The organism is Cellulosimicrobium protaetiae, from assembly GCF_009708005.2.
Classification (GTDB): domain Bacteria; phylum Actinomycetota; class Actinomycetes; order Actinomycetales; family Cellulomonadaceae; genus Cellulosimicrobium; species Cellulosimicrobium protaetiae.
The window spans coordinates 2,051,920-2,076,998 of the sequence record NZ_CP052757.1 but is presented as its reverse complement, the minus strand read 5'-3'; the positions used below and the strand labels follow the sequence as shown (position 1 = coordinate 2,076,998).

14 protein-coding genes and 3 rRNA genes are annotated in these 25,079 nt (G+C 69.8%); 2 read left to right on the top strand and 15 right to left on the bottom strand.

Annotated elements, in window-relative coordinates; genetic code table 11:
- The first annotated feature begins 39 nt into the window (after positions 1–39).
- Entirely contained in the window at positions 40–861 is an 822-nt protein-coding gene (locus tag FIC82_RS08695; RefSeq protein ID WP_154798289.1) for an IclR family transcriptional regulator, read from the top strand.
- Positions 862–973: 112 nt separating this feature from the next.
- Here the strand turns inward: FIC82_RS08695 and pucL are convergent, their stop codons facing one another.
- The 12 genes from pucL to FIC82_RS08635 form a co-directional block, all read right to left on the bottom strand.
- The gene (pucL, locus tag FIC82_RS08690) at positions 974–1,915 is read right to left on the bottom strand and encodes a factor-independent urate hydroxylase (RefSeq protein ID WP_154798288.1); all 942 of its coding nucleotides are present in this window, start codon (positions 1,913–1,915) and stop codon (positions 974–976) included.
- A 1-nt stretch (position 1,916) separates the two neighbouring features.
- Positions 1,917–2,285 (bottom strand): hydroxyisourate hydrolase, encoded by a 369-nt coding sequence (gene uraH / locus FIC82_RS08685; RefSeq protein WP_154798287.1) that lies wholly within the window; start codon positions 2,283–2,285, stop codon positions 1,917–1,919.
- The gene (gene uraD, locus FIC82_RS08680) at positions 2,282–2,779 is read right to left on the bottom strand and encodes a 2-oxo-4-hydroxy-4-carboxy-5-ureidoimidazoline decarboxylase (protein WP_154798286.1); all 498 of its coding nucleotides are present in this window, start codon (positions 2,777–2,779) and stop codon (positions 2,282–2,284) included. The genes uraH and uraD overlap by 4 nt, the downstream gene beginning before the upstream one ends.
- 339 nt (positions 2,780–3,118) lie before the next feature.
- Positions 3,119–3,724 (bottom strand): GNAT family N-acetyltransferase, encoded by a 606-nt coding sequence (locus FIC82_RS08675; RefSeq protein ID WP_253691647.1) that lies wholly within the window; start codon positions 3,722–3,724, stop codon positions 3,119–3,121.
- Positions 3,725–3,728: 4 nt separating this feature from the next.
- Positions 3,729–5,234 (bottom strand): Asp-tRNA(Asn)/Glu-tRNA(Gln) amidotransferase subunit GatB, encoded by a 1,506-nt coding sequence (gatB, locus tag FIC82_RS08670; RefSeq protein WP_154798285.1) that lies wholly within the window; start codon positions 5,232–5,234, stop codon positions 3,729–3,731.
- Positions 5,231–6,772: an Asp-tRNA(Asn)/Glu-tRNA(Gln) amidotransferase subunit GatA gene (gene gatA, locus FIC82_RS08665; RefSeq protein ID WP_154798284.1), complete on the bottom strand. Its 1,542-nt coding sequence runs from the start codon at positions 6,770–6,772 to the stop codon at positions 5,231–5,233. Before gatA ends, gatB begins: the two co-directional genes overlap by 4 nt.
- Before the next feature lies 1 nt (position 6,773).
- Positions 6,774–7,070: an Asp-tRNA(Asn)/Glu-tRNA(Gln) amidotransferase subunit GatC gene (gene gatC, locus FIC82_RS08660; RefSeq protein ID WP_047232578.1), complete on the bottom strand. Its 297-nt coding sequence runs from the start codon at positions 7,068–7,070 to the stop codon at positions 6,774–6,776.
- Positions 7,071–8,081: 1,011 nt separating this feature from the next.
- Positions 8,082–8,198 (bottom strand): 5S ribosomal RNA (rrf, locus tag FIC82_RS08655).
- Positions 8,199–8,293: 95 nt separating this feature from the next.
- Positions 8,294–11,400, bottom strand: a 23S ribosomal RNA gene (locus tag FIC82_RS08650).
- Positions 11,401–11,859: 459 nt separating this feature from the next.
- Positions 11,860–13,381 (bottom strand): 16S ribosomal RNA (locus tag FIC82_RS08645).
- Together the 16S, 23S and 5S rRNA genes form the textbook arrangement of a ribosomal RNA operon.
- A 656-nt stretch (positions 13,382–14,037) precedes the next feature.
- Positions 14,038–15,669: a 5-oxoprolinase subunit B/C family protein gene (locus tag FIC82_RS08640; protein ID WP_253691645.1), complete on the bottom strand. Its 1,632-nt coding sequence runs from the start codon at positions 15,667–15,669 to the stop codon at positions 14,038–14,040.
- Positions 15,666–16,466 (bottom strand): LamB/YcsF family protein, encoded by an 801-nt coding sequence (locus tag FIC82_RS08635; RefSeq protein WP_253691642.1) that lies wholly within the window; start codon positions 16,464–16,466, stop codon positions 15,666–15,668. The genes FIC82_RS08640 and FIC82_RS08635 overlap by 4 nt, the downstream gene beginning before the upstream one ends.
- Positions 16,467–16,545: 79 nt before the next feature.
- Between FIC82_RS08635 and FIC82_RS08630 the strand changes: the two genes are divergently transcribed.
- The gene (locus tag FIC82_RS08630; protein ID WP_154798282.1) at positions 16,546–17,175 is read left to right on the top strand and encodes a GNAT family N-acetyltransferase; all 630 of its coding nucleotides are present in this window, start codon (positions 16,546–16,548) and stop codon (positions 17,173–17,175) included.
- Between the two features lie 126 nt (positions 17,176–17,301).
- Here FIC82_RS08630 and FIC82_RS08625 read toward each other — a convergent pair whose 3' ends face one another.
- The 3 genes from FIC82_RS08625 to FIC82_RS08615 form a co-directional block, all read right to left on the bottom strand.
- A complete protein-coding gene (locus FIC82_RS08625) occupies positions 17,302–18,009 on the bottom strand; it encodes a hypothetical protein (RefSeq protein ID WP_154798281.1) in 708 nt (235 codons plus the stop codon).
- Positions 18,010–18,298: 289 nt separating this feature from the next.
- Positions 18,299–23,890, bottom strand: coding sequence for a ThuA domain-containing protein (locus tag FIC82_RS08620; RefSeq protein ID WP_154798280.1), 5,592 nt, complete (start codon positions 23,888–23,890; stop codon positions 18,299–18,301).
- 105 nt (positions 23,891–23,995) lie between these two features.
- A complete protein-coding gene (locus FIC82_RS08615; protein ID WP_253691639.1) occupies positions 23,996–24,895 on the bottom strand; it encodes a sugar phosphate isomerase/epimerase family protein in 900 nt (299 codons plus the stop codon).
- Between the last annotated feature and the right edge of the window lie 184 nt (positions 24,896–25,079).

Sequence of the window (25,079 nt, the reverse complement as noted above, 5' to 3'; positions counted from 1 at the left end):
CCGTCGTCGGGCGGCACCAGGTGGACAGGAGATCGTGAGATGGCCGAGATCTCGACGGCGACGGAGCCGGCGGAGCCGACCGAGACCCAGCCGGGCACGCGGCCGGCGAAGCCCGCCGGGGGTGTGCAGTCGGTGGACCGGGCGATCGAGCTGCTCGAGCTGCTCGCTGACTTCGGCGGAGAGTCGGGCCTCAGCGAGCTCGCGCAGCACGCCGGGCTCCCCCTGCCGACGATCCACCGCCTGCTGCGCACGCTGCTCGCGCAGGGCTACGTGCGTCAGACGCCGTCGCGCCGGTACACCCTCGGCCCCCGGCTCATCCGCCTCGGCGAGTCCGCCGGGCGTCAGCTCGGCGCCGGCGCCCGCCCCTACCTCGAGCGGCTCGCGCACGACCTCGGCGAGTCGGCGAACCTCGCGATGATCGACCGCGACATGGCCGTCTACGTCGCCCAGGCGTCGTCGAGCCACTCGATGCGGATGTTCACCGAGGTCGGCCGGCGCGTCTACACGCACTGCACGGGCGTCGGCAAGGCGGTGCTCGCCCAGCTCCCCGACCAGACGGTGCGCGAGATCATGGGACGCGTCGGCATGCCGCCCGCGACCGACCAGTCGATCACCGACGTCGACGCGCTCCTCACGGAGCTCGCCGCGACGCGTGAGCGCGGGTACGCGATCGACGACGGCGAGCAGGAGCTCGGCGTCCGGTGCTTCGCGGTCGCGGTACCCGACGCCCCGACCCCCACCGCCCTGTCCGTCTCGGGCCCCGCGGCCCGTGTGACGTACGAGTTCGGGGACCGGGCCGTGCCGGTGCTCCACCGCGTCGCGAGCGAGCTCACGCGCGAGCTCATCACCGCGGCGCCCTGACGTCCCGCCGGGGGCCGGCCGGACCGGCGCCGACGTCGCGAGGGCGGGCGCGCCCTGCCGGACCGCGGAGCCTCCGCGGTCGGGCAGGGCGCGTCCGTCCGTCACGGTCGGCTCAGCAGAACCCGGTGACGGTCGCCCAGGCGCGCGGCTCGGCCGGGGCGCCCTCGCGCTGGACCGTCGCCTCGATGAGCCCGTACGGGCGGTCGGCCGCGTAGAAGACCTCGTTCGGGTTGTCGAGGCCGAACGGCGCGAGGTCCACGAGGAAGTGGTGCTTGTTCGGCATCGAGAACTTGATCTCGGCGATCTCCGGGACGGCCTCGAGGACGGCCTTGCCCATCGCGAACAGCGTCTGCTGCAGCGCGAGCGAGTGCGTCGTCGCGAACGCCTCGAGCTGGATCGCGCGGACCTTCGCGTAGACGGCGTCGAAGTCGACGTCCGTCGTCGTGTAGCGCCAGCGCGAGGTGACCGACGTCGCGAGGATGCGGTCGTTCGTCTCGACGAGCGTCGTGTACCGGTCGCGCGGGAACCCGTGGAACTCCGAGCCCGTCGACTTGAGCACGACGAGGTCCGTGAGGCCCGAGACCACGAAGACCTCGTCGCCGTCGCGCTGGACGACCGTCGTGCGCGTCTCCTGGTTGTTCCGCACGAACGCGTGGTCGTGCTCGCCGTCCGCGGTCGCGATGCGGTTCCAGGAGTACTGCTCGATCTCCCAGCGCCCGCCCTCGATCCACTCGAAGTCCTCGACGAAGTGCCGGCCGAGGCGGATCGCGAAGTCCTCGATCGCGCCGACGCCGTCGCGGGCGAACGCGTAGATCGTGTTCTTCTGGGTGTCGGTGGCGACGCACCTGGAGTTGTCGCCCTCCAGGTGCGTGGCCTCCTGCCCGCCCCGCAGCTGCGAGGAGACGTTCACGTCGGTGATCTCGTGGCGAGGCGCGGCGCGGTCGACGCGCACGAGGCGCACCTCCGCCTTGCCCCACTGGTTGTCACCCAGGACGATGGCCCCGCTGCTCCGCGTGGCCGCCGTCTGCTCGGCGCTCGTGGTGGTGGTGCTCATGTCAGCTCCCTCGATAGGTCGAGTAGGCGAACGGGCTGAGTAGGACGGGGACGTGGTAGTGCTGCTCAGCGCTCGCCACCCGGAAGACGATGACGACCTCCGGGTAGAAGGACACGGTGTCTCGCCGGTCGAAGTACTCGGCCGTGTCGAACACGAGCCGGTACGTACCGGGGACGAGGGTCTCGGGCCCGAGCTCGGGCACGCGACCGTCGTCGTTCGTGCGGGAGGACGCCACCAGGGACCAGCCCTGCCCCGTCGTCCTGTCCGCGATCTCCGGAGCCGCCTCCAGGCGGACGGTGATCCCCTCGGCGGGCCTACCGCTGGCCGCGTCGAGTACGTGCGTGGTGATGTGGCTGGCGTGGGTGCTCATGCGACCAGCATTCCCTTCAGTCGCAGCGCGGCGATCTCGCGCAGGTTGCGGGCGGCGTTCGCCCGCTCGGTGCCGGCGTCGTTGCCGAGACGCTCGGTGAGCTGCTCGAGGATCTCCTCGGCGCTGCGCCCGGCGGCCCGGATGAGGAACACGTGCCCGAACCGCTCCTCATACGCCCGGTTGCCCGCGGCGAGCCGGCGCTGGACGTCGTCGTCGGAGGTGACGACGCCGGACTGCTCGGACCGCGACATGCTCGCGTCCGCCGCGTCCCCCTGCGCGCGCTCGCCGATCCGGGGGTGGCGGGACAGCGCCGAGTCGACCTCCTCGTCCGTCCAGGGGTCGGCCGCGGCGAGGGCGGCGTCGGCAGCCGCGTCGACGCTCGCGTACGGGCGCCCGGCAGCGACCGCGTCGGCCCAGCGCGTCACGTGCGCGCACGCGAGGAGCGCGTCGCGCGCCTCCGACGGCGACAACCGGTTGAACTCGTCCAGCGTCATCGCTGCGTGTCCCTCTCGACGTCCGGCCGGTCGGCACGTGTCCGACGCGACCTGGCCTACGTTGTGATTCCACATCTCGGAAGTTTGTTTCCGTCTTATGAATGTACGTCGTGCCCCGCGGTGATGTCAACCACGGTCCCGCGTCGACGACATCACCGCACGTCGCGCCGACCGCCAGGACGGCGACGCGGGCCCCGCGCCGCGCCGACGCCTGGGGCCGCGCCCGGCGGAGCGTGCGGTCCGACGTCGAGCGTCCCCTCGGGCTGCGGGAACGACGAAGGGCCCGGCAGCAGCAGCTGCCGGGCCCTCCCGTGTCGGTCGACGCGAGACCTCCCGCGCTCAGGACGCGCCCAGTCCCGCCCGGAACTCGTCCTCGAGGATGCTCATGACCGTCGCGTCCGCCCAGCCGTCACCGTCGCGGTACACGTCGCGCAGCCGGCCCTCCTCGCGGAAGCCCAGCGACTCGTAGAGCATCCGGGCGCGCGGGTTGATGCTCAGCACGTCGAGGCTCACCCGGTGCAGCCGCGGACCCTCGTGGCGGACCCCCTCGACGTCGGTCGCGCCCTCGAACGCGAACCGCAGCACCTCGAAGATCGCCTCACGGCCGTAGCCGCGACCCCGGTAGTTCGGGAGCAGCGCGAGGCGCAGGTTCGCCGAGCGGGCGTCCTCGTCGAGGTCGTTCAGCACGATCTCGCCGATCATCTCGTCGCTCACGAGCTGACCGTCACGCACCGCGCCCGCGGTGATCGCCCAGTCGTACCGGCCGTCGCGGTCGCTGATCGTCGCCGACCACTCGTCGATCTGGTCGCGCGTGAAGGCCGCCGTCGTCCCCGTGAGCCTGTTCGACTCCGGGTCCTGCAGCGACTCCCACATGCGGTCGGCGTCCCGCGCCTCGATCGGGCGCAGGCGCACCATCTCCCCGAGCAGGACCGGTCCGCGCGTCACGCCGTCAGCCGATCCGCTCGAGGATGAGCTCGCGCACGCGGCCGGCGTCCGCCTGACCGCGCGTCGCCTTCATGACGGCGCCGATGATCGCACCGACCGGGCCGAGGTTGCCACCCCGGACCTTCTCGACGACGTCCGGCTGCGCGGCGAGCGCCTCGTCGATCGCGGCGACGAGCGCGCCGTCGTCGGACACGACCTCGAGGCCGCGCGCCGTGACGACCGCCTCCGGGTCACCCTCGCCGGCGAGGACGCCGTCGAGGACCTGGCGGGCGAGCTTGTCGTTGATGCGACCGGCGTCGACGAGCCCCTGGAGCGCGGCGACCTGCGCCGGCGTGACAGGGAGCGCCTCGAGCGCGACCTCGTCCTGCTTGGCGCGCCGGGCGAGCTCGCCCATCCACCACTTGCGGGCCCCGGCGGCGCTGGTCCCCGCAGCGACGGTCGCCTCGATGAGGTCGATCGCCCCCGCGTTGACGACGTCGCGCATCTCCGCGTCGGCGTAGCCCCACTCCCCCTGGAGACGGCGACGACGCGCGACCGGGAGCTCCGGCAGCCCGGCGCGGATCTCCTCGACCCACTCGCGCGGCGGCGCGACCGGGACCAGGTCAGGCTCCGGGAAGTAGCGGTAGTCCTCCGCGTCGGACTTCACGCGCCCCGACGTCGTGATGCCGGTGTCCTCGTGCCAGTGCCGCGTCTCCTGGATCACGGTTCCACCGGCGTCGAGCACGGCCGCCTGACGCGAGACCTCGTACCGGACCGCCCGCTCCACGGAACGGAAGGAGTTGACGTTCTTCGTCTCCGTCCGCGTTCCCAGCGGCGACTCGGGCGTCGGGCGCAGCGAGAGGTTCACGTCCGCGCGCACGTTGCCGCGCTCCATGCGTGCCTCCGACACGTCGAGAGCCCGGAAGATGTCGCGCAGCGTCTGGACGTAGGCGCGCGCCACCTCGGGAGCGCGGTCGCCCGCGCCCGTGATGGGACGCGTGACGATCTCGACGAGCGGGATGCCGGCACGGTTGTAGTCGACGAGCGAGTACTCGGCACCGTGGATGCGGCCCGTGGCACCGCCGACGTGCGTGTTCTTGCCGGCGTCCTCCTCCATGTGCGCGCGCTCGATCTCGACACGGAACACGGTCCCGTCCTCGAGCTCGACGTCGATCCACCCGTCGTACGCGATGGGCTCGTCGTACTGCGACGTCTGGAAGTTCTTCGGGACGTCCGGGTAGAAGTAGTTCTTCCGCGCGAACCGGCAGGTCTCGGCGATCTGGCAGTTGAGCGCGAGCCCGATGCGGATCGCGTACTCGACGGCCTTGCCGTTGACGACCGGCAGCGCCCCCGGCAGCCCGAGCGAGACCGGGGTGACCTGGGTGTTCGGCTCGGCGCCGAAACTCACCTCCGCCGGGCAGAACATCTTGGTCAGCGTGCCGAGCTCGACGTGCACCTCGATCCCGATGACGGGGTCGTAGCGGCGCGTGGCGTCGGCGTAGTCGACGAGGTCGACGGTCGTGGCGGTCATCCGACCTGGCCTTCCTTCTCGATGGTGGCCGTGGGCAGCGCCGGCGCGCGGTCGAGCAGCGGCCCGCCCCACGCACTGAGGAGCGCGGACTCGAGCGCGGCGCCCACCCGGTACATGCGGTCGTCGGCCTTGGCCGGCGCGAGGATCTGGAACCCGACGGGCAGCCCGTCGTCCGACAGCCCCGCCGGGACCGACATCCCCGGGACGCCCGCGAGGTTCGCGGGGATCGTCGCGACGTCGTTGAGATACATCGCCAGCGGGTCGTCGAGCTTCTCGCCGAACCGGAACGCCGTGGTCGGCGCCGTCGGGGAGACGAGCACGTCCGCCTGCTCGAACGCAGCGGCGAAGTCACGCTGGATGAGCGTGCGGACCTTCTGCGCGCTCCCGTAGTAGGCGTCGTAGTAGCCCGCCGACAGCGCGTACGTGCCGAGGATGATGCGACGCTTCACCTCGTCGCCGAAGCCCGCCCCGCGCGTGGCGGCCATGACGCGCTCCGCGGTCACGGGGCCCTCCTCGGGCTCCACGCGCAGGCCGAAGCGCATGCCGTCGAACTTCGCGAGGTTGCTCGACGCCTCCGACGGCATGATGAGGTAGTACGCGCCGAGGGCGTACTCGAAGTGCGGACACGAGACCTCGACGATCTCCGCGCCCAGCCCCCGCAGCAGGTCGAGCGACTGCGCGAACCGCGCGCTGACACCCTCCTGGTAGCCCTCGCCGTTCAGCTCTTTGACGACGCCGACGCGCAGGCCCGTGAGGTCGCCCGTGGCGCCCTGCACGGCGGCGTCGACGAGCGCAGGCGCCCGGCCGGGGATCGACGTCGAGTCGCGCGCGTCGTAGCCGCCGATCAGCTCGTGCAGCAACGCGGAGTCGAGCACCGTACGGGTCACGGGGCCCGCCTGGTCGAGCGACGAAGCCATGGCGATGAGGCCGTAGCGCGAGACTCCGCCGTACGTCGGCTTCACACCGACGGTGCCCGTCACGGCACCCGGCTGACGGATCGAGCCGCCGGTGTCCGTGCCGATCGCCAGCGGCGCCTCGAACGCGGCCACCGCCGCGGCGGAACCGCCGCCAGAGCCGCCGGGGATCCGGTCGAGGTCCCACGGGTTGCGCGTGTTGCCGAACGCCGAGTGCTCGGTCGACGACCCCATGGCGAACTCGTCCATGTTCGTCTTGCCGAGGATCGGCAGCCCCGCGGCACGGATCTTCTCGACGAGGGTCGCGTCGTACGGCGGGACCCACCCCTCGAGGATCTTGGAACCGGCAGTAGTCGGCATGCCCTGGGTCACGACGACGTCCTTGACGGCGATCGGCACGCCGGCCAGCGGGTGCAGCTCCTCGCCGGCCACGCGGCGCTCGTCGACCGCGCGCGCCGTGGCGAGCGCCTCCTCGGCGTTCACGTGCAGGAACGCGTTCACGGCACCGTCGACGGCGGCGATCCGGTCCAGGTGCGCCTGGGTCGCGTCGACGCTCGAGAAGTCGCGTGCGGTCAGCCCCTCCGCCAGCTCGGCGGCGGACAGTCGGGTCAGGTCCTCGCTCATCTCACTCCTCCCCGAGGATCTGCGGGACGGCGAAGCGCCCGTCCTCGGCCGACGGCGCCGCGGCGAGGACGTCCTCGACCGGCAGCGGCGGCTCGGGGATGTCGTCCCGGAAGACGTTGGTCATCGGGAGCGGGTGGCTCGTCGCAGGGACGTCGGGCGTCGCGACCTCGCTGACCTTGGCGATGGCGTCGACGATCACGTCGAGCTCGCCGGAGAGCCGGTCCAGCTCCTCAGGTCGCAGATCGATGCGGGCCAGCGCGGCGACGCGCGCGACCTCGTCACGGGAGATGGTGGACATGCTGGCCATTCTAGTGGCGACCGACGCCGTACCCACCGCGGCGCCGACCTCCGAGCACGCGGATGTGACTGAGACCGTGCTGCCGAAGAGTGAACCCAGCCGCGCGCGGTAGAACCGCGGTCACGCGAGGTGGAACCGTGGTCGCACGAGGTAGAACCGTGGTCGCACGAGATAGAACCGTGGTTCGGCAAGGTGGGCGCGGTCCGGCTTCAAGCCCGCGGGGTCGGGTCCGCGGTGCGGGTGGCCTCGGTGCTCGGGGCTGCGGCGCCGTCACCCGGGTTCTTCGGCCGTGGGTTCTTGGAGCGCCGCTCTGACGCCCCTTCGCATCCGAGCCCACCCGCGACGCTCTGCCGTCGGCCGACCATGGTCTGGGGACGGGCCGACCTGCCGGGCCTGGCAGGACGAACGGGCGACAAGCCTCGGCACGCATCCAGAGCAGCCGAAACCACCTGGTCGACACGATGCCGCCCCCACGAGCGCGAGTCGCGACGGCGACCCGCTCAGCGACTCACGTACCGCGGCGCAGCAGTGCGGAAGGCGGTGGGCACCGATTCACGGCGACCGGATGCAGCGGCGGGAGGTCCGCTCGCGAAGCCGACAACGCGGGCGGACACCCGGGGTGAGCGACAGTGACGCGACCCGCGCCCCAGCTGCAGCGGCGCGATACGGCCGCGGAAATGTACCAGCGAGACCGACACCGCGGGCAGTCGCCCGGGCAACCAGCGACCAGGGTGAGACGAGGTGGGGCGGGGTGGGTGGCGGTGCCGCGTCGTGGTTGGGTCTGGCGGGAGCCGCGAGGAACGAGCGGCGGATGGTAGACGCGGCACCACCACCTACCCCGCCCACCCACGCGACCACGGTTCTACCTCGCGCGACCACGGTTCTGTCTCGCGTGGCCGCGGTTCTGTCTCGCGAACTGCGGGTCGGTCTCGGCCGGCCGGGGGGCTGTGAAAAGGGGTCTGGATATGCCGAAGGCCCACCCCGTGTGGGGTGGGCCTTCGGTGAAGGGTTGTCCGGCGGCGTCCTACTCTCCCACCCCGTCTCCAGGGCAGTACCATCGGCGCTGAAGGGCTTAGCTTCCGGGTTCGGTATGGGACCGGGCGTTTCCCCTTCGCTGTGACCGCCGTAACTCTGTGAACCTGTCAACACTCGGGCACCCCGTGGGGGTGTGGTGTTGGTGGTTCGGGAACCGCACAGTGGACGCGTAGCACAAGAGTGTGTTGGTGTTGAAGTTGTCGGCTGATTAGTACCGGTCAGCTGCACGGGTCTTTCGTCCCCGCTTCCACGTCCGGCCTATCGACCCAGTGTTCTGCTGGGTGCCTCTCACCCCGTAGGGTATGGAAACCTCATCTTGAAGCAGGCTTCCCGCTTAGATGCTTTCAGCGGTTATCCCTTCCGAACGTAGCCAACCAGCGGTGCTCCTGGCGGAACAACTGGCACACCAGAGGTTCGTCCGTCCCGGTCCTCTCGTACTAGGGACAGCCCTTCTCAAGTTTCCTGCGCGCGCAGCGGATAGGGACCGAACTGTCTCACGACGTTCTAAACCCAGCTCGCGTACCGCTTTAATGGGCGAACAGCCCAACCCTTGGGACCTACTCCAGCCCCAGGATGCGACGAGCCGACATCGAGGTGCCAAACCATGCCGTCGATATGGACTCTTGGGCAAGATCAGCCTGTTATCCCCGGGGTACCTTTTATCCGTTGAGCGACGGCGCTTCCACAAGCCACCGCCGGATCACTAGTTCCGACTTTCGTCCCTGCTCGACCTGTCAGTCTCACAGTCAAGCTCCCTTGTGCACTTGCACTCGACACCTGATTGCCAACCAGGCTGAGGGAACCTTTGAGCGCCTCCGTTACATTTTAGGAGGCAACCGCCCCAGTTAAACTACCCACCAGGCACTGTCCCTGGTCCGGATCACGGACCGAGGTTAGACATCCGAAGCGGCCAGAGTGGTATTTCAACGTTGACTCCACCCGCACTGGCGTACGGGCTTCACAGTCTCCCACCTATCCTACACAAGCCGCACCGAACACCAATACCAAGCTATAGTAAAGGTCCCGGGGTCTTTCCGTCCTGCTGCGCGTAACGAGCATCTTTACTCGTAGTGCAATTTCGCCGAGTTCGCGGTTGAGACAGCGGAGAAGTCGTTACGCCATTCGTGCAGGTCGGAACTTACCCGACAAGGAATTTCGCTACCTTAGGATGGTTATAGTTACCACCGCCGTTTACTGGGGCTTAAATTCTGAGCTTCACCCCGAGGGGTTGACCCGTCCTCTTAACCTTCCAGCACCGGGCAGGCGTCAGTCCGTATACATCGTCTTGCGACTTCGCACGGACCTGTGTTTTTAGTAAACAGTCGCTTCTCCCTGGTCTCTGCGGCCGTCCACGCTCCCACCGCGAGGGTGTTCACGCTTCGGGCCCCCCTTCTCCCGAAGTTACGGGGGCATTTTGCCGAGTTCCTTAACCACGATTCTCTCGATCGCCTTAGTATTCTCTACCTGACCACCTGAGTCGGTTTGGGGTACGGGCGGCTAGAACCTCGCGTCGAGGCTTTTCTTGGCAGCATAGGATCACCCAGTTCGCGCTTGTGCGCTCACCGTCAGCTCTCAGCCTGTATGCCTGGCGGATTTGCCTACCAGACGGCCTACAGCCTTGGACGTGGTCTACCATCGCCACGCCGGGCTACCTTCCTGCGTCACCCCTGTTAATACGCTTACCTACTACCGGTTCGGGTCCCGCGCGCCCCTGCCCATGGCCCCGAAGGGCCGGCGGACAGGTTTGGACGGTTAGCATCACCGGGCTCGGTATGGGCGGTTCTTCGCCGGTAGGAGAATATCAACTCCTTGTCCATCGACTACGCCTGTCGGCCTCGCCTTAGGTCCCGACTTACCCAGGGCGGATTAACCTGGCCCTGGAACCCTTGGTCATTCGGCGGACGGGTTTCTCACCCGTCTTTCGCTACTCATGCCTGCATTCTCACTCGTGTGGGCTCCACCACTGGGTTCCCCCGCGGCTTCACTGCCCACACGACGCTCCCCTACCCACCTGCGCCTCTGGACCACGAAGGCCTGAGTTGAGCGCAGATGCCACGGCTTCGGCGGTGTACTTGAGCCCCGCTACATTGTCGGCGCGGAATCACTTGACCAGTGAGCTATTACGCACTCTTTCAAGGGTGGCTGCTTCTAAGCCAACCTCCTGGTTGTCTGTGCAACTCCACATCCTTTCCCACTTAGCACACGCTTAGGGGCCTTAGCCGGTGGTCTGGGCTGTTTCCCTCTCGACTACGGAGCTTATCCCCCGCAGTCTCACTGCCACGCTTCCACTTACCGGCATTCGGAGTTTGGCTGACGTCAGTAACCTTGTAGGGCCCATCGGCCATCCAGTAGCTCTACCTCCGGCAAGAAACACGTGACGCTGCACCTAAATGCATTTCGGGGAGAACCAGCTATCACGAAGTTTGATTGGCCTTTCACCCCTAACCACAGGTCATCCCCCAGGTTTTCAACCCTGGTGGGTTCGGTCCTCCACGCGGTCTTACCCGCGCTTCAACCTGCCCATGGCTAGATCACTTCGCTTCGGGTCTAGACCCAGCGACTATGGGCGCCCTGTTCGGACTCGCTTTCGCTACGGCTTCCCCACACGGGTTAACCTCGCCACTGAGCACTAACTCGCAGGCTCATTCTTCAAAAGGCACGCTGTCACCCCAGCCAAGGAGGCTCCAACGGATTGTAGGCACACGGTTTCAGGTACTATTTCACTCCCCTCCCGGGGTACTTTTCACCTTTCCCTCACGGTACTGGTCCGCTATCGGTCACTAGGTAGTATTTAGGCTTAGCAAGTGGTCTTGCCAGATTCACACGAGATTTCTCGGGCCCCGTGCTACTTGGGATCCCCTTCGGGAGGCCGCACCATTTCGTCTACCGGACTCGCACCGTCTGTGGTCCGCCTTTCAATGCGGTTCGACTATGACACGACTTTCTGACTCCCCGGCGGACTGTCAGATCCACCAGAAGGGTCCCACAACCCCGAACACGCAACGCCTGACAGCTTTAACACGCGCCCGGTTTGGCCTCATCCGCTTTCGCTCGCCACTACTCACGGAATATCTCTTCCTGTCGGTACTGAGATGTTTCACTTCCCGACGTTCCCTCCACACACCCTATATATTCAGGTGCGGGTCACACGACATGACTCGTGCGGGGTTCCCCCATTCGGAAACCCTCGGATCACAGCTCGTTTGCCAGCTCCCCGAGGCTTATCGCAGGCTACAACGTCCTTCTTCGGCTCCTAGTGCCAAGGCATCCACCCTGTGCCCTTAAAAACTTCAACAAAAACAACAAAACTGCAGAGAACCAAGAACCACACCCCAAGAGGTGTGTCTTGATCTTTACAAAGATGCTCGCGTCCACTGTGCAGTTCTCAAACAACCAACGACCCCGACCCCCACCAGGACCCGCCTACCCCACCAGCTCCCCAAGGGAAGCAGACGAAGCGGTTCGTGATCCGAGGACCGGCCCGTACCAGGCACCCCACCAACCGGTGGCCGGTGACCTGAGGACCCAACAGTGTGCTCGACAAGCCCCCCACCCCTCACCAGCGATGTTCCACCACCCACCACCCACCCCGAAGGACAGGAGGCCGGCAGGTACTGACACCAGCGAAGACCAGGACGCTCTTTCGTCAATGTTCCACCCATGAGCAACCACCCACCACACGTACGGCGATGGCGTGGCACCTGAACACCCCCCACCAGCAAAGCCGGCCAGGGAAGTGTTGGTAGCTCCTTAGAAAGGAGGTGATCCAGCCGCACCTTCCGGTACGGCTACCTTGTTACGACTTAGTCCCAATCGCCAGTCCCACCTTCGACCACTCCCCCCGCGAACGGTTGGGCCATGGGCTTCGGGTGTTACCGACTTTCGTGACTTGACGGGCGGTGTGTACAAGGCCCGGGAACGTATTCACCGCAGCGTTGCTGATCTGCGATTACTAGCGACTCCGACTTCATGGGGTCGAGTTGCAGACCCCAATCCGAACTGAGACCGGCTTTTTGGGATTCGCTCCACCTTACGGTATCGCAGCCCTTTGTACCGGCCATTGTAGCATGCGTGAAGCCCAAGACATAAGGGGCATGATGATTTGACGTCATCCCCACCTTCCTCCGAGTTGACCCCGGCAGTCTCCCATGAGTCCCCGGCATAACCCGCTGGCAACATGGGACGAGGGTTGCGCTCGTTGCGGGACTTAACCCAACATCTCACGACACGAGCTGACGACAACCATGCACCACCTGTGCACGAGTGTCCAAAGAGACCACCATCTCTGGTGGCTTCCCGTGCATGTCAAGCCTTGGTAAGGTTCTTCGCGTTGCATCGAATTAATCCGCATGCTCCGCCGCTTGTGCGGGCCCCCGTCAATTCCTTTGAGTTTTAGCCTTGCGGCCGTACTCCCCAGGCGGGGCACTTAATGCGTTTGCTGCGGCACGGAACTCGTGGAATGAGCCCCACACCTAGTGCCCAACGTTTACGGCATGGACTACCAGGGTATCTAATCCTGTTCGCTCCCCATGCTTTCGCTCCTCAGCGTCAGTTGCGGCCCAGAGACCTGCCTTCGCCATCGGTGTTCCTCCTGATATCTGCGCATTCCACCGCTACACCAGGAATTCCAGTCTCCCCTACCGCACTCTAGTCTGCCCGTACCCGATGCAAGCCCATGGTTGAGCCATGGGTTTTCACACCAGACGCGACAAACCGCCTACGAGCTCTTTACGCCCAATAATTCCGGACAACGCTTGCGCCCTACGTATTACCGCGGCTGCTGGCACGTAGTTAGCCGGCGCTTCTTCTGCAGGTACCGTCACTTGCGCTTCTTCCCTGCTGAAAGAGGTTTACAACCCGAAGGCCTTCATCCCTCACGCGGCGTCGCTGCATCAGGCTTGCGCCCATTGTGCAATATTCCCCACTGCTGCCTCCCGTAGGAGTCTGGGCCGTGTCTCAGTCCCAGTGTGGCCGGTCGCCCTCTCAGGCCGGCTACCCGTCGTCGCCTTGGTAGGCCATCACCCCACCAACAAGCTGATAGGCCGCGAGCCCATCCCTGACCGAAAAACTTTCCAACCACCCCCATGCGAGGGTAGCTCATATCCGGTATTAGCCCCGGTTTCCCGGAGTTATCCCGAAGTCAAGGGCAGGTTACTCACGTGTTACTCACCCGTTCGCCACTAATCAACCCAGCAAGCTGGGCATCATCGTTCGACTTGCATGTGTTAAGCACGCCGCCAGCGTTCGTCCTGAGCCAGGATCAAACTCTCCGTAAATGAACAACGCCCACCACCAGGACAAACCCGATGATGAACAATCCATACGAAGCGAACCCCAACAGGGTTCACAAAAACTGGCATCAACACGAAAGATGACATCATCTTCCGAAATCAACCAAAGGAATCCCAGACACGACCAACCACCCCACCCGGACGGGCAAGACGACCAGACATGCCACAGGGACAAAAATTGGCATTGACTAACAAGCACACTGTTGAGTTCTCAAACAACCGACACACACCAACTCAGCACCACCCGACCGGGCAGAACCTCGCTTGGGGCAACCCTTCAACCTTACCAGGTCTTCCTCGGCTACTCAACCCCGGCTGTTCGCCGGGATCCTGTCACCGTGGTCTTCCTCGTTGCGGGCAGGAGAGCATCCTACTCCATGCAGTGGAAGGGTTTCGACCCCGGGACCAGCCACCCTCGATCGTTCGAGGCGGTGTCTGTTCCTCCCTGTCGGGCCGACATCCAGAACACTACGTGGCCCGTTGCTCCAGGGTCAAGCCGGGTCCGGGTGAGCCGGCACACACGCCGCGACCGGCCCTGTCCCGGTCTCGCTCCAGGTCAGCAGTCCACCGTCGCCGGTCCTGTGCCGGGCCGCGACGCTCGGCCGTCGAGGCCGGGGAGCGCCCCGCGAGGCGTCTCCGCGTCACGACGACCACGCCGCCCGGAGCACCACCCGGTCGCCCGGTCGGAGCTGCGCCGCGCGATCGACGTCGTCCTCGCGCAGCACCCCGATGACGGGGTAGCCGCCCGTGACGGGTCGGTCCGCCAGGAACACGACCGGCCGGCCGTCGGGCGGGATCTGCACCGCCCCTCGGACCAGCCCTTCGGACGCGAGCTCGCCCGCGCGACGCGGGACCGCCTGCCCGTCCAGCCGGAGCGCGACGCGATCGCTGTCCGCGCTCACGGTGCGCAACGCCCGCAGCGCGTGCCACGCCCCCGGGAGGAACCAGTCGCCCCGGGGGCCCGGGATCACCTCCAGCACGGCGCCCGCCCGTTCACCGGGACGCAGGACTCCCGGGACGTGCCGCACCGGCGCGACGGCGACGGGAGGCCACGAGCCCGAGGGTGGCGCACCGACCGGCAGCACCACCCCCGGGACGAGCGGGTCGGGTCCGAGCCCGGCGAGGACGTCGCGGGACCGCGAGCCGGCCACCGCGTCCGGGACGACCCCGCCGCGGACCGCGACGTAGGTTCGCAGCCCGTGCACCGCCTGGCCCAGCCGCAGCACCGCCCCGTCGGGCACCCGTACGGGTGCGTTCATGCCCACGGGAGCTCCGTCGACCGCCGCCGGGACCGCCGCGCCGGCGAGCGCGACGACGGCGGTCCCCCGGAACCGGAGCGCGAGCCCGCCGAGGGTGACCTCGAGGGTCGCGGCATCTTCCGGGTTCCCGACGAGACGGTTCGCGAGCGCGTGGGACGAGCGGTCGGCCGCCCCTGACGGCCCGACGCCGATCGCTGCGAGTCCGGGGCGGCCGTCGTCCTCGACCAGGACGAGGGGACCCGTCGCGAGCACCTCGACCGCGGGCCTCGCCCCGGTTGCCTCTCCCTGCCGCAGGACCGTGGGGCCCTCCCCCGGCATGGCGTCCGACACCGCGGACGTCGGTTCGCCGCCCGGCGTCGGACGCCCCGCCGAGGCGCCTGCCCGCACCGGCACGAACCGGACGCGCGCCCCGGGCGCGACGAGAGCGGGCGGGTCGCGGTCGACGTCGAACATCCGCGCGTCCGTGCGTCCGAGCAGGCGCCACCCACCTGGCGACTCGCCGGGATAGACGGCCGTGAGCTCCCCGGCGAGGGCGACGGACCCCGCCGGGACGCGCGTGCGCGGCGTCGCGAGGCGTGGGGCCGCGATGACGGGGTCGACGCCCGCGAGGTACGTGAAGCCCGGCGCGAAGCCGCCGAACGCGGCCTCGTACTCGCGCCCGGAGTGCCGGGCGACGACGTCCTCGGTGCTCACCCCCGCCCAGCGGGCGACGTCGTCCAGGTCGGGACCGTCGTAGCGCACGGGAATCTCGACCACGGCACCGACCGGCGGAGGCGCGACGTCGGACGCCGAACGCAGCAGGGCCTCCTGGACCCAGGCCCGCGCTGCGGCGACGTCGCCCGGCGCCGCGCACCGCACCAGGACGGTGCGCGCGGCCGGGACCACGTCCACGACCCCGGTCGGGACGTCGGCCGCGAGCACGCGGTGCAGCGAACGCACGGCCGCCAGGTCGGGCAGGTCGACGAGGAGCGCCGTCCCGCCGTACCCGTGCACGGCGCCGGCCGGACCCGTCACGGCACCGCGCCCTCGGGCGGGCGCCCGGCTGGTCCGGCGTCGACGAACGGACGCACCTCGACCCCGGCGCCCTCGAGGGCGGCGCGCACGGCACCCAGGAGCTCGACGGCGCCCGGAGTGTCGGAGTGGACGCACACCGAGTCGGCCTCGACGCGGAGCGTCGAGCCGTCCGCGGCCACCACCGTGCCCACGGTGACGAGCTCCACGACGCGCCGGGCGACCTGCTCGCGGTCGTGGACGACGGCGCCCGGTCGCCCGCGCGGGACCAGCGCGCCCGTCGGGAGGTAGCCGCGGTCGGCGAACGCCTCGCGCACCGTCGGGAGCCCGACGGCCTCGGCGAGGCGCAGGACCGCGGAACCCGGCAGGCCGACGACGGGGAGGGCGGGGTCGTAGGCGCGGACCGCGTCGACGACCGCGCGAGCCTGCGTCTCGTGGTGGACGATCGCGTTGTAGAGGGCCCCGTGCGGCTTGACGTAGCGCACCCGGTCGCCCGCGAGCCGGGCGAGGCCGTCGAGCGCGGCGAGCTGGTAGAGGACGTCGTCGGCAAGCTCGACGGGGTCGACCTCCATGAACCGGCGCCCGAAGCCCGCGAGGTCGCGGTAGCTCACGTGCGCGCCGACGCGCACGCCCCGGGCGACGGCGTCCCGCGTGACGGTCCGCATCGTCGTCGGGTCGCCCGCGTGGAACCCGCACGCGACGTTCGCGCTGGTCACGAGGCCGAGCAGCGCCTCGTCGTCGGCGAGGGTCCAGCGGCCGAAGCCCTCGCCGAGGTCGGCGTTCAGGTCGATGCGCGTCACCCGACCATCATGCCCGGAACACGTCGGCGCCCGGGCGGAGACCGACCGTGCCCTCGGTGTCGGGGCGTAGATTCGCGGCATGCCCGACGACCGCTCCCCCGTCCCCGCGACCGTGCGCGTGCGCAGCGCGACGGCCGACGACGCCCCCGCCCTCGCCGGGCTGGCGGCCCTCACGTTCCCGCTCGCGTGCCCGCCGGGCACGTCGCCCGAGGCGATCGCCGAGCACGTCGCGTCGCAGCTCTCGCCCGAGCGGTTCCGGGCGTGGGCCGCGAGCGCCGCGCACGCGCTCCTGCTCGTCGAGCCGGTGCGGGAGGGCGTCGCGGACGCGGTCGGCGACGTCGACGGCAGCGGCGACGGCGGGGCGCTCGGCGCCGCGGGACCCCTCGGGTACGCGCTCCTCGTCCGCGGCGAGCCGGACGACCCCGACGTCGCGGCAGCGGTCGGTCCGGGCGAGGCGGTCGAGCTCTCGAAGATCTACGTGCACCCCGCGGCCCAGGGCACGGGCGTGGCGGGCGTGCTCATGACGGCGGCGGCCGAGGCGGCGGCGCGGCTCGGGCCCGGCCTCCCCGTGTGGCTCGGCACGAACGGGCTCAACGCGCGGGCGCAGGCGTTCTACCGCAAGCACCGGTTCGCCGTCGTCGGCGGGCGGACGTACGTGGTCGGCGGCGAGACGCACTCCGACGTCGTCATGGCGCTCGCGAGGAGCTGACACGAAGCGCCCGCGCGGCGTCGCGCGGGGCGCTCCGGTCAGGTCCCGGTCGGGCTCGGCCTGCACCCCGGAGGGCGCCCGACCGGGAGGTCGGTGGGGCGGCCCCGGCACGGAGCCGCCGTTCGGTCAGTGGTCGTGGTCCGCGTGCGCGTCCTCGTCGTCCGCTGGACCGCCTTCGTGCCCGAGGTCCATGCCGCCGTCGAGCGAGTCGTCGGGGTGCACGGGCAGGAAGACGTGGACGTGCCCCTGTCCCCCGGTGGTCGACCGCAGGTCGAGCTGGATCGCGGCGAGGCCCCACGTGTCGACGGCACGGGTGCGCAGCTCGCCGGCGAGGGCGTAGAGGTCGGGGGCGGCGGTCGGGTCGCTCGTGTCCGCGGCGGCCGCGAGGTCGACGGCGTCGAGCGTGTCGCCGACGAGCTGGAGCGAGGTGAGCATCCCGTTGCGGACGATGTTGTGCTCGGAGGAGCCGCTCTGGAGCGCCTCCGTCTCGGCGACGAGGCCGTCGACCGTCGCTCGCCACTCCGCGACGTCCGCCGGGTCGGCGGGGACGGCGCTCGACCCGTCGACGGGGAGCACCGCGTGGAGTCCGTGCAGGACCGGGACGAGCTCGGCCTGGACGTGCCGCGCGTGATCGATCGACGCGACGAGGTTCTCCGCGTCGCGCGCCTCCTCCGCGGCCTCGAGCTCGGCGATGCGCGCGGGGTCGACGGCGAACCCGTCGTCGGTCGCGGCCGGCGTCTCGCGGGTCAGCACCACGACGAGCGCGACCACCACCGCCACGACGGCGAGCGCGGCGAGGACCAGGAGCACCCGGCGCCAGGGGTCGAGGCCCACGAACCACCGGCGCGCGCGGACGCGCGCCGGTGGCCGGGGTTCGGGACGGCCGGCACCGCCCCGGTCTGCGGGACCGGAGCGCGGGGACGTCGTCGTACCGCCCGTACGGCCCGAGCCCTTCCGGGCTCCTCCCGCCGGTGTCCGTGTCGTCGGCGTCCCTGCCGAGGTGCGCTGTGCCACCTGTCGCTCCTGTCCCTGGTCGTCCCGCTCGGTGTGCCGGCCCGGCCGCGAGGCCGGGCCGGCGGGGGTGGCCGGTGACGAGAGCGGGTCGCCCGTCACCGGCCCGCCGTCAGCCGCAGCTCAGGGCGTCGTACGGCACCTCGATCTCGGTCGTGACGTCGCCGAGCGTCGCCGTGACCGTGGCCGTTCCCGCGTCGAACGACGTCGCGCGCGACGCGAACGACTGGTAGGCGTTGCCGCCCACCTCGACCGCGCCGAACTCCTTGGCGCCGAACGGCGTGGTCAGGGTGATCGCGACGGGCGCCTCGTCGGCGTTCGTCGCGCGCACCGCGAGGTACGCCTTGCCCGCGAGGCAGCGGGCGGAGGCGGTGGCCTCGACGTCGACCGTGGGCTCCGGCTCGGACTCCGTCGTGAGACGGAACCAGTCGAACGCCACGGTGACCGGCGTCTCCTGCTCCGGGCCGATGGCCATGAGGCCGACCGTGGTCAGCGCTGCGTCGTTGGTGACCGGGGCGCCGAGCGGCGTCCAGTTCACCCCGCCGTCGCTGACCCAGCCCTGGTACGTGGTCCCCACCTTCTCGAGGCGCACGTACCAGTAGCCCGACTCGGTCGAGTCGGCGAGCTCGAGCTGGCGGTTGCCGCCGTTGCCGAACTGGCCGCCCTTCTCCGAGACGAGCTCGGCGCCGAGGTTCAGCGCCGCGCCCGGTGCGTTCTTCGCGAGCACGTCGGCCTTGACGTAGTTGTCGTCGTCGCCGTACGCGATGAGGCCCGCGAGCTGCCACCGGTGCACGAGCGGCGCCTTGAACCGCGTCTCGACGACCCAGTCACCCTCCGGGACGTTCTGGAGGACGAAGTTGCGCGGGTCGCCGTTGTTGCCGGCGTTGATGTCGCCCGGCTGGGTCGTGATGCGCAGCTCGCCGTCGGCGACGGCGACCTTCGACCCGTCGTAGCGCACGACCGCGTCCCAGCGGCAGCCGTCGAGGGCGTCGCCCTCGAACTCGTCGCTCGGCTCGCGCACGCCGTCGTCGGGCTCGGCACCCGTGACGTGGACGTAGTCGACCTTCGCGACCGTGTTCGCGGTCGCCGTGTCGCCGCCCGCCATGACGCCGAACGTCGCGTCGGGCTTGACGGGCGCGGAGCCGGCGAGCGCCGTCCACGCCTGGCCGTCGGCCGAGTACGCCGCCGTGATCGCGGACCCGTCCGAGACGAGGCGCAGGTGGATCGTCGACGGGAAGTCCGCCGCGACGTCCGTCTGGCCGTGCCACGTCCGGGACCCGGCGGTCTCGGTCTGGAACTCGAGGAAGCGGGCGCCGCTCTGGTTCTTGGTGAACGCGAGCTTGGTGTACTCGTCGTCGTTCACGTGGACCAGGAGGCCGGCGTGCTGCCAGTGCCGGGCGAGCGGGACGTCGAGCTTGGTCTCGAGCGTCCACGCCCCGGCGGGGGCGGGCTGACCGAGGTAGCTGATCGGCCCGGTCACGGCCTCGTTGATGTCGCCCTGCACGACCGGCAGGACGGCGTGGCCGTCGGCGACGGTGATCGGCTGGCCCTCGGCCTGGCGGACGACCGTCCACCGCGGGTCGAGCGCGTCGCCGTCGAACTCGTCCGACGCCTTCGCGAGGCACTGCGGCGGGGTCTCCTCGCCGGGCTCCTCGGTCTGGGGGTCGTCGTCGAAGACGAAGTCCTGGAACTCGACGGCGCTCGTGGCCGAGGAGCTGTGCGCGGTGACGAAGAGGCCCACGTCCTGCACGGACGCCGCACCCGGGAGGGCCTGCGGCTCCCCGATCTGCGTGAAGTTCTCGCCGTCCTTGCTCCAGTACGCCGTGTAGAGGTCGCCGTCCCGGACGAGACGCACCCACGCGGGGTAGCTCGTCGAGCTGGCGGCCGTCGACGTCGCGAGCTGGCCGCTCGCGTTGCCCCGGAGCCACTCGAACCCGTTGGCCGGGCGGATGCCGAGGGCCGCGTAGCCCTGGGAGTTCGCCGTCTGCGTGACGTCGTTGCGGACGAAGATGCCCGCCTTGGCGCCCCCGTTCGAGTTGCCCTGGCTGTTGACCTTGACGGTCGCCGACCAGTTCTCGTCGGCGCCCTGCTCGCGGTAGATGGTCGAGTACTCGTTGGTGCCCTGCCACATGTTCGCGCCGCCCGACGTGATGAGGTACTTGCCCTCGGCGAGCTGCTCGAACGTCCCGTTCGCGTTGGTGAAGGTCTTCATCCCCGCGAAGAGGTCACCGACCTGGGCCAGGACGACGCGCGAGCGCGTGTACAGGCCCTTGTCGTTCGTCGCTACGGCGGTGATCTCGTAGTAGTTGTCCGCCGTCGGGTTCCACGTGGCCTCGTACGGGGCCGACTCGTCGACGCCGATCGACTCGCCGTCGACGAAGAACTCGACCTGGGTCACGGTGTTCTCCGTGTCGTCCGCCTCCGCGGTGACCGTCATCTCGCCCTGCTCGAGGCGGACGCCCGCCTCCGGGGACGTGACGCGCACCTTCGGACGGGTCGTGCCGGAGACACCCTTGCCGTCGGCCTCGATGAAGTTGAGGCGACGCTCGCCCTCACCGGGGAAGACCACGTAGAGCGTGAACGGCTCCATGGGGTCCGTGACGTCGAGGGTCACGTCCGTGAACGTGCCGAGACCGGTCTGCGGGATCTCCGCGGTCCCGAGGAGCTCGCCGTCGGCGGCGTCGCGACGCAGCTCGATCGTGCCCTCCGCCGCCGCCGCGACCCGCAGGGTCAGGGCGTCGACGCCGTAGAGGCTCACCGGGTCGTAGGACGCCCAGGACCCGTTGGACCCCGTGATGACGGACCCGCCGCCCTCGACGTCCCGGCTGGGGACCGTCGTGGTGCCGTCGGACGCAGCGTGGAACTCGGCCTCGCGCTTCTTCGGGAAGATGAGCGTGGTGTCCGAGCCGGTCAGCGCGGGCACGTCGCCCTCGCCGCCGCGGTCCGTGTAGCGCGCGTCGATCACGTAGAAGACGTTCATGTCCTCGCCGTGGCCGCCGCCGAGGCTCGTCGCGACGGTGCCCGTGCGGCCGTGCAGCGGCTCGGACGGGTGCGCGTGCGCGTCGTGGCCCAGCGCCGGCTGGATGATGACCTGCTCGTCGTCGATCGTGTCGCCGTCCGGGGAGTCCTCCGCGTCCGTCACGGACACGTCCCACGTGATGTCGTCACCGAAGTTGAAGAACGAGCCGGTGGGCGGCAGGCCGAAGTCGACCTCGGGCCGCGTGTTGCCCACCGTGATCGGGACCGTGGCCGTCCCCACCTTGCCGGCGGGGTCGGTCACCGTGAGGCGCGCGTCGAAGACGCCGTTCTCGGTGTAGGTGTGGCTGGGCGCGGCGGACGTCGAGTCCGTCGTGCCGTCACCGTCGAAGTCCCACGCGTACGTGAGCTCCTCGCCCTCGGGGTCGGTGCTCGCGGTCCCGTCGAACGTCACCTCGAGCGGCGCGATGCCGGAGTCCGGCGTCGCGACCGGCTTCGACACCGGCGAGCGCGAGCCCGACAGGTAGTCGATGCGGTGCAGGCCCGAGTTCGGGTTGTCGCGGCCGAAGCCGCCGCCCCAGTCGAGGACGTACATCGAGCCGTCGGGGCCGAACTTGGAGTCGATCGGCGCGAGGAACTGCTCCTGCGGGAGGAACGGGTTGACCTTCTCGACGTCCGTCACGCCGGCCGCGGCGCCCGGGTCCTTGAGGTCGATCGAGTACATCTTGTTGCGCGCCCACTCGTAGAAGAAGGGCTTGCCGTCGTAGTACTCGGGGAACTTCGTGTCGGAGTCGAGCTCCGGGTCGAACTGGTAGAACGGTCCGCCCATCGGCGCGAGACCGCCGCCGGCGTTGATGACGCCGGGCACGGACGAGCGCTGGTAGCCGTACCAGAGGTCGGCCGGCTGGGCGGCCGGCAGCTCCGTGAGGCCCGTGTTGCGCACGGAGTCGTTGACCGGTGCGTCGCAGTCGAAGAAGTCTCCGACCGTCACCGGGTTCGTGCGGTAGTCGACGTCGCGGAACGGCTCGTTGTTCCCCATGCACAGGGGCCAGCCGAAGAAGCCCGGCTCCTTGATGAGGTTCCACTCGGCGATGCCCGCGGGGCCGCGGTTGTTCGGGTTGTCCGACCCGTTGTCCGGCGAGTAGTCGGCCACGCCGAGGTTGCCCGTGGCCGGGTCGATCGTGAACCGGAACGGGTTGCGGAAGCCCATCGCGTAGATCTCGGGGAGCGTCTTGTCGCCCGCGTCCGCGGCCTCGTCGAAGAGGTTGCCCTCGGGGATCGAGTACGTGCCGTCCGCCTCGGGGTGGACGCGCAGCACCTTCCCGCGCAGGTCGTTGGTGTTGGCCGAGGTCTCGCGCGCGTCGTGGAACGTCCCGTCCCGCTCGGAGAGCGGGGCGTAGCCGCCCGACGGCTCCGAGTGCGGGTTCACGTCGTCGCCCACACCGATGTAGAGGTCACCGGTCGTGTGGTCGACGATGAGGCCGCCGCCCGTGTGCCCCGGCTCGTCCGGCAGGCGGCGCGCGGGGATCTCGATGAGGACCTTCTCCGACGCGGGGTCGATGACCGTCGCGCCCGGGCCCTCCGAGGTGACCGTGAAGCGCGAGACGCGGCTGAAGAAGTTCGCCGGGTCGGAGTCGTTCGAGCTCGCGGGCGCGTAGTACTGGTACAGGTACCCGTTCGTCGCGAAGTCCTTGTCGAGCGCGATGCCGAGGAGGCCGTCCTCACCGCCCGAGTACACCGGGATGGTGATGGCGGTCGTCGTGTTCTGGGTCCGCGGGTCGTACACGCGGATCTGCCCGCGCACGAGCTCGGTGTAGAAGACGCGGCCGTCGGGCGCGACGTCCATGCCGAAGGGAGCGCTCGTGTTGGAGTCGAGCGCGATCTTCTCGAACGAGCCCCAGTCGGTGCCGCCGCAGTCGCCCTCGACCAGGCCGGCGGCCCACTGCACACCGCCCACGATGTGCTGCACGAAGTCGGGCTCCTGGGTGTAGTGCGCCCCGAAGTGGCCCATCCCCGTCATCCAGGCGCGTCCGCCGTCGTAGGGCTTGCACCACGAGATCGGGTGGTCGTAGCCCATCTTGTTGCCGCCCGCGTCGTACGTGGACTCGTCCATCGTCGCGAGCACGTGCGCGCTGCCGCGGACGTTGGCCGAGAAGTTGTACCACTCGTCCGCGCGCGTCCAGCGCTGGTCCAGGTGCTCGGTCGACGGGTGCGTGCGGTCCTCCACACGGACCGTGCCGGGCAGGCCGGGGCTGTTGCCCGTGGCGGCGTGACCGGGCATGAGCGCCCCGATCATGTCGTCCCACCACGTGTAGCTGCCGCGCATGTCGGTGGCGTTGTGGATGGCGACGATGCCGCCGCCCGCCTGCTGGTAGCGCTCCAGCGCGCTCTTCTGCTCCGCGTTCCAGGGGTCGCCCGAGGTCTGGAACATGACCAGGGCGTCGTACTGGGCGAGGTTCTCGTCGGTGAAGACCGTCGAGTCCTCCGTGTGGTCGGACGCGATGCCGACCTCGGCGAACGCCGCCTCGAGCACCGGGGTGCCCTGCGTGATCGCCTCGGTGTGCCGGAACTGCGTGGTCTTGGTGAAGATGAGCACCTTGTGCTCTTCGTCCGCGGGGACGGGATCGTCGGCGGCGCTGGCCATCGTGACGGGCGCGAGCGTGAACGCGAGCGCTCCGATGGTCAGAGCCGCGACGGACCTCGCCCTGCGTGGGCGTCGTGCGGTCATCGTGGTGCCTCCAGGGGCATGACGTGCGGACCCGGACGTCCTCGTCCGGGAAGGATGATCGTCATCCCGCGGCGTGCCGGCGCTGCGGTCGTGGATCGACTACGGCTACGGGTGCTCCGGCGTGGGCATCAGTCCCTTCAGGTAGGCGAGGCCATCGAGGGCGATGGCGTCCTGGGTCGGTGCCAGCGGCCGCCAGATCGAGGCCGCCGTGGCGATCGTCGCGTTCTCGGCCGTGAAGGACTCGATGACGAGCGGTCCGTCGTAGCCGGTCGCGTCGAGCGCCGCGAGGAGGGCGGGCCAGTCGAGGTGGTCCGTGCCGGGTGCGCCACGGTCGTTGCCGCACACCTGGACGTGCGCGATGCGCTCGCCCGCCCGGGCGATCGCCGCGGGCAGGTCCGTCTCCTCGATGTTCATGTGGTAGACGTCGAGCATGAGCCCGATGCCTGCCGCGGGCAGGCGCCGCACGACCTCCAGGCCCTGGTCGACCGTGTTGACGAGGCTCGTCTCGTAGCGGTTCAGCGGCTCGAGCCCGACGACGACGCCCGCGGCGATCGCGTGCTCGACGACCGGTGCGAGGTTCTCGGCGAGCTCCGCGTACGCCGCCTCGCGCTCTGCCGGGGCGAGGCGCCACGTGCGCCCGACCGACGCGTACGCCGGGCCGCCGATGACGGGCGCGCCCACGGTGCGGGCCACGTCGACGACGTGCCGCAGGTAGTCCTGCGTCGCGCGGACCGTCGCGGTGTCGGTCGCGACGAGCTCGCGGCCCTCCCCCATGACGAGCGACACGCTCGCGCGGAGCCCGTGGTCGGCGAGGACGGTCGCGGCCGTCGCGGGGTCCCAGTCGCCCGGGTTCTCCACGGGCAGCTCGAGCACGTCGAACCCCCACCCGGCGACGCGCGGGGCGATGCCGCGCAGCGCGTCGTCGGTGAGGGGGGAGGTCCAGACCCAGGTGTTGACGCCGAGCGCGCGGTGGCGCAGCGGCGGGGTCGGGGAAGGAAGAGCCACGTCGCTCTCTCTCGTCAGGTCCGAGCGCCTGGCCTCCCGCCCGCGTGCCCGACGCCGCGGGGCACCTCCGCACGGGAGGTGCGCCGCGTCGTCGGGCGGGCGGGCGGGGCGCCCGGCCGGTCGGACGGCGACCGGGCGGCCCCTGGGTGGTCCGGCCTCTGGGCCGGTCCGGGTGGTTCGTCGG

Coding starts and splice junctions, on each gene's coding strand:
- pucL (WP_154798288.1), bottom strand. CDS start 1,915: ATGAGCACCACCACCACGAGCGCCGAGCAGACGGCGGCCACGCGGAGC.
- FIC82_RS08620 (WP_154798280.1), bottom strand. CDS start 23,890: ATGACCGCACGACGCCCACGCAGGGCGAGGTCCGTCGCGGCTCTGACC.
- gatA (WP_154798284.1), bottom strand. CDS start 6,772: ATGAGCGAGGACCTGACCCGACTGTCCGCCGCCGAGCTGGCGGAGGGG.
- uraD (WP_154798286.1), bottom strand. CDS start 2,779: ATGACGCTGGACGAGTTCAACCGGTTGTCGCCGTCGGAGGCGCGCGAC.
- FIC82_RS08695 (WP_154798289.1), top strand. CDS start 40: ATGGCCGAGATCTCGACGGCGACGGAGCCGGCGGAGCCGACCGAGACC.
- FIC82_RS08630 (WP_154798282.1), top strand. CDS start 16,546: ATGCCCGACGACCGCTCCCCCGTCCCCGCGACCGTGCGCGTGCGCAGC.
- uraH (WP_154798287.1), bottom strand. CDS start 2,285: ATGAGCACCCACGCCAGCCACATCACCACGCACGTACTCGACGCGGCC.
- gatC (WP_047232578.1), bottom strand. CDS start 7,070: ATGTCCACCATCTCCCGTGACGAGGTCGCGCGCGTCGCCGCGCTGGCC.
- gatB (WP_154798285.1), bottom strand. CDS start 5,234: ATGACCGCCACGACCGTCGACCTCGTCGACTACGCCGACGCCACGCGC.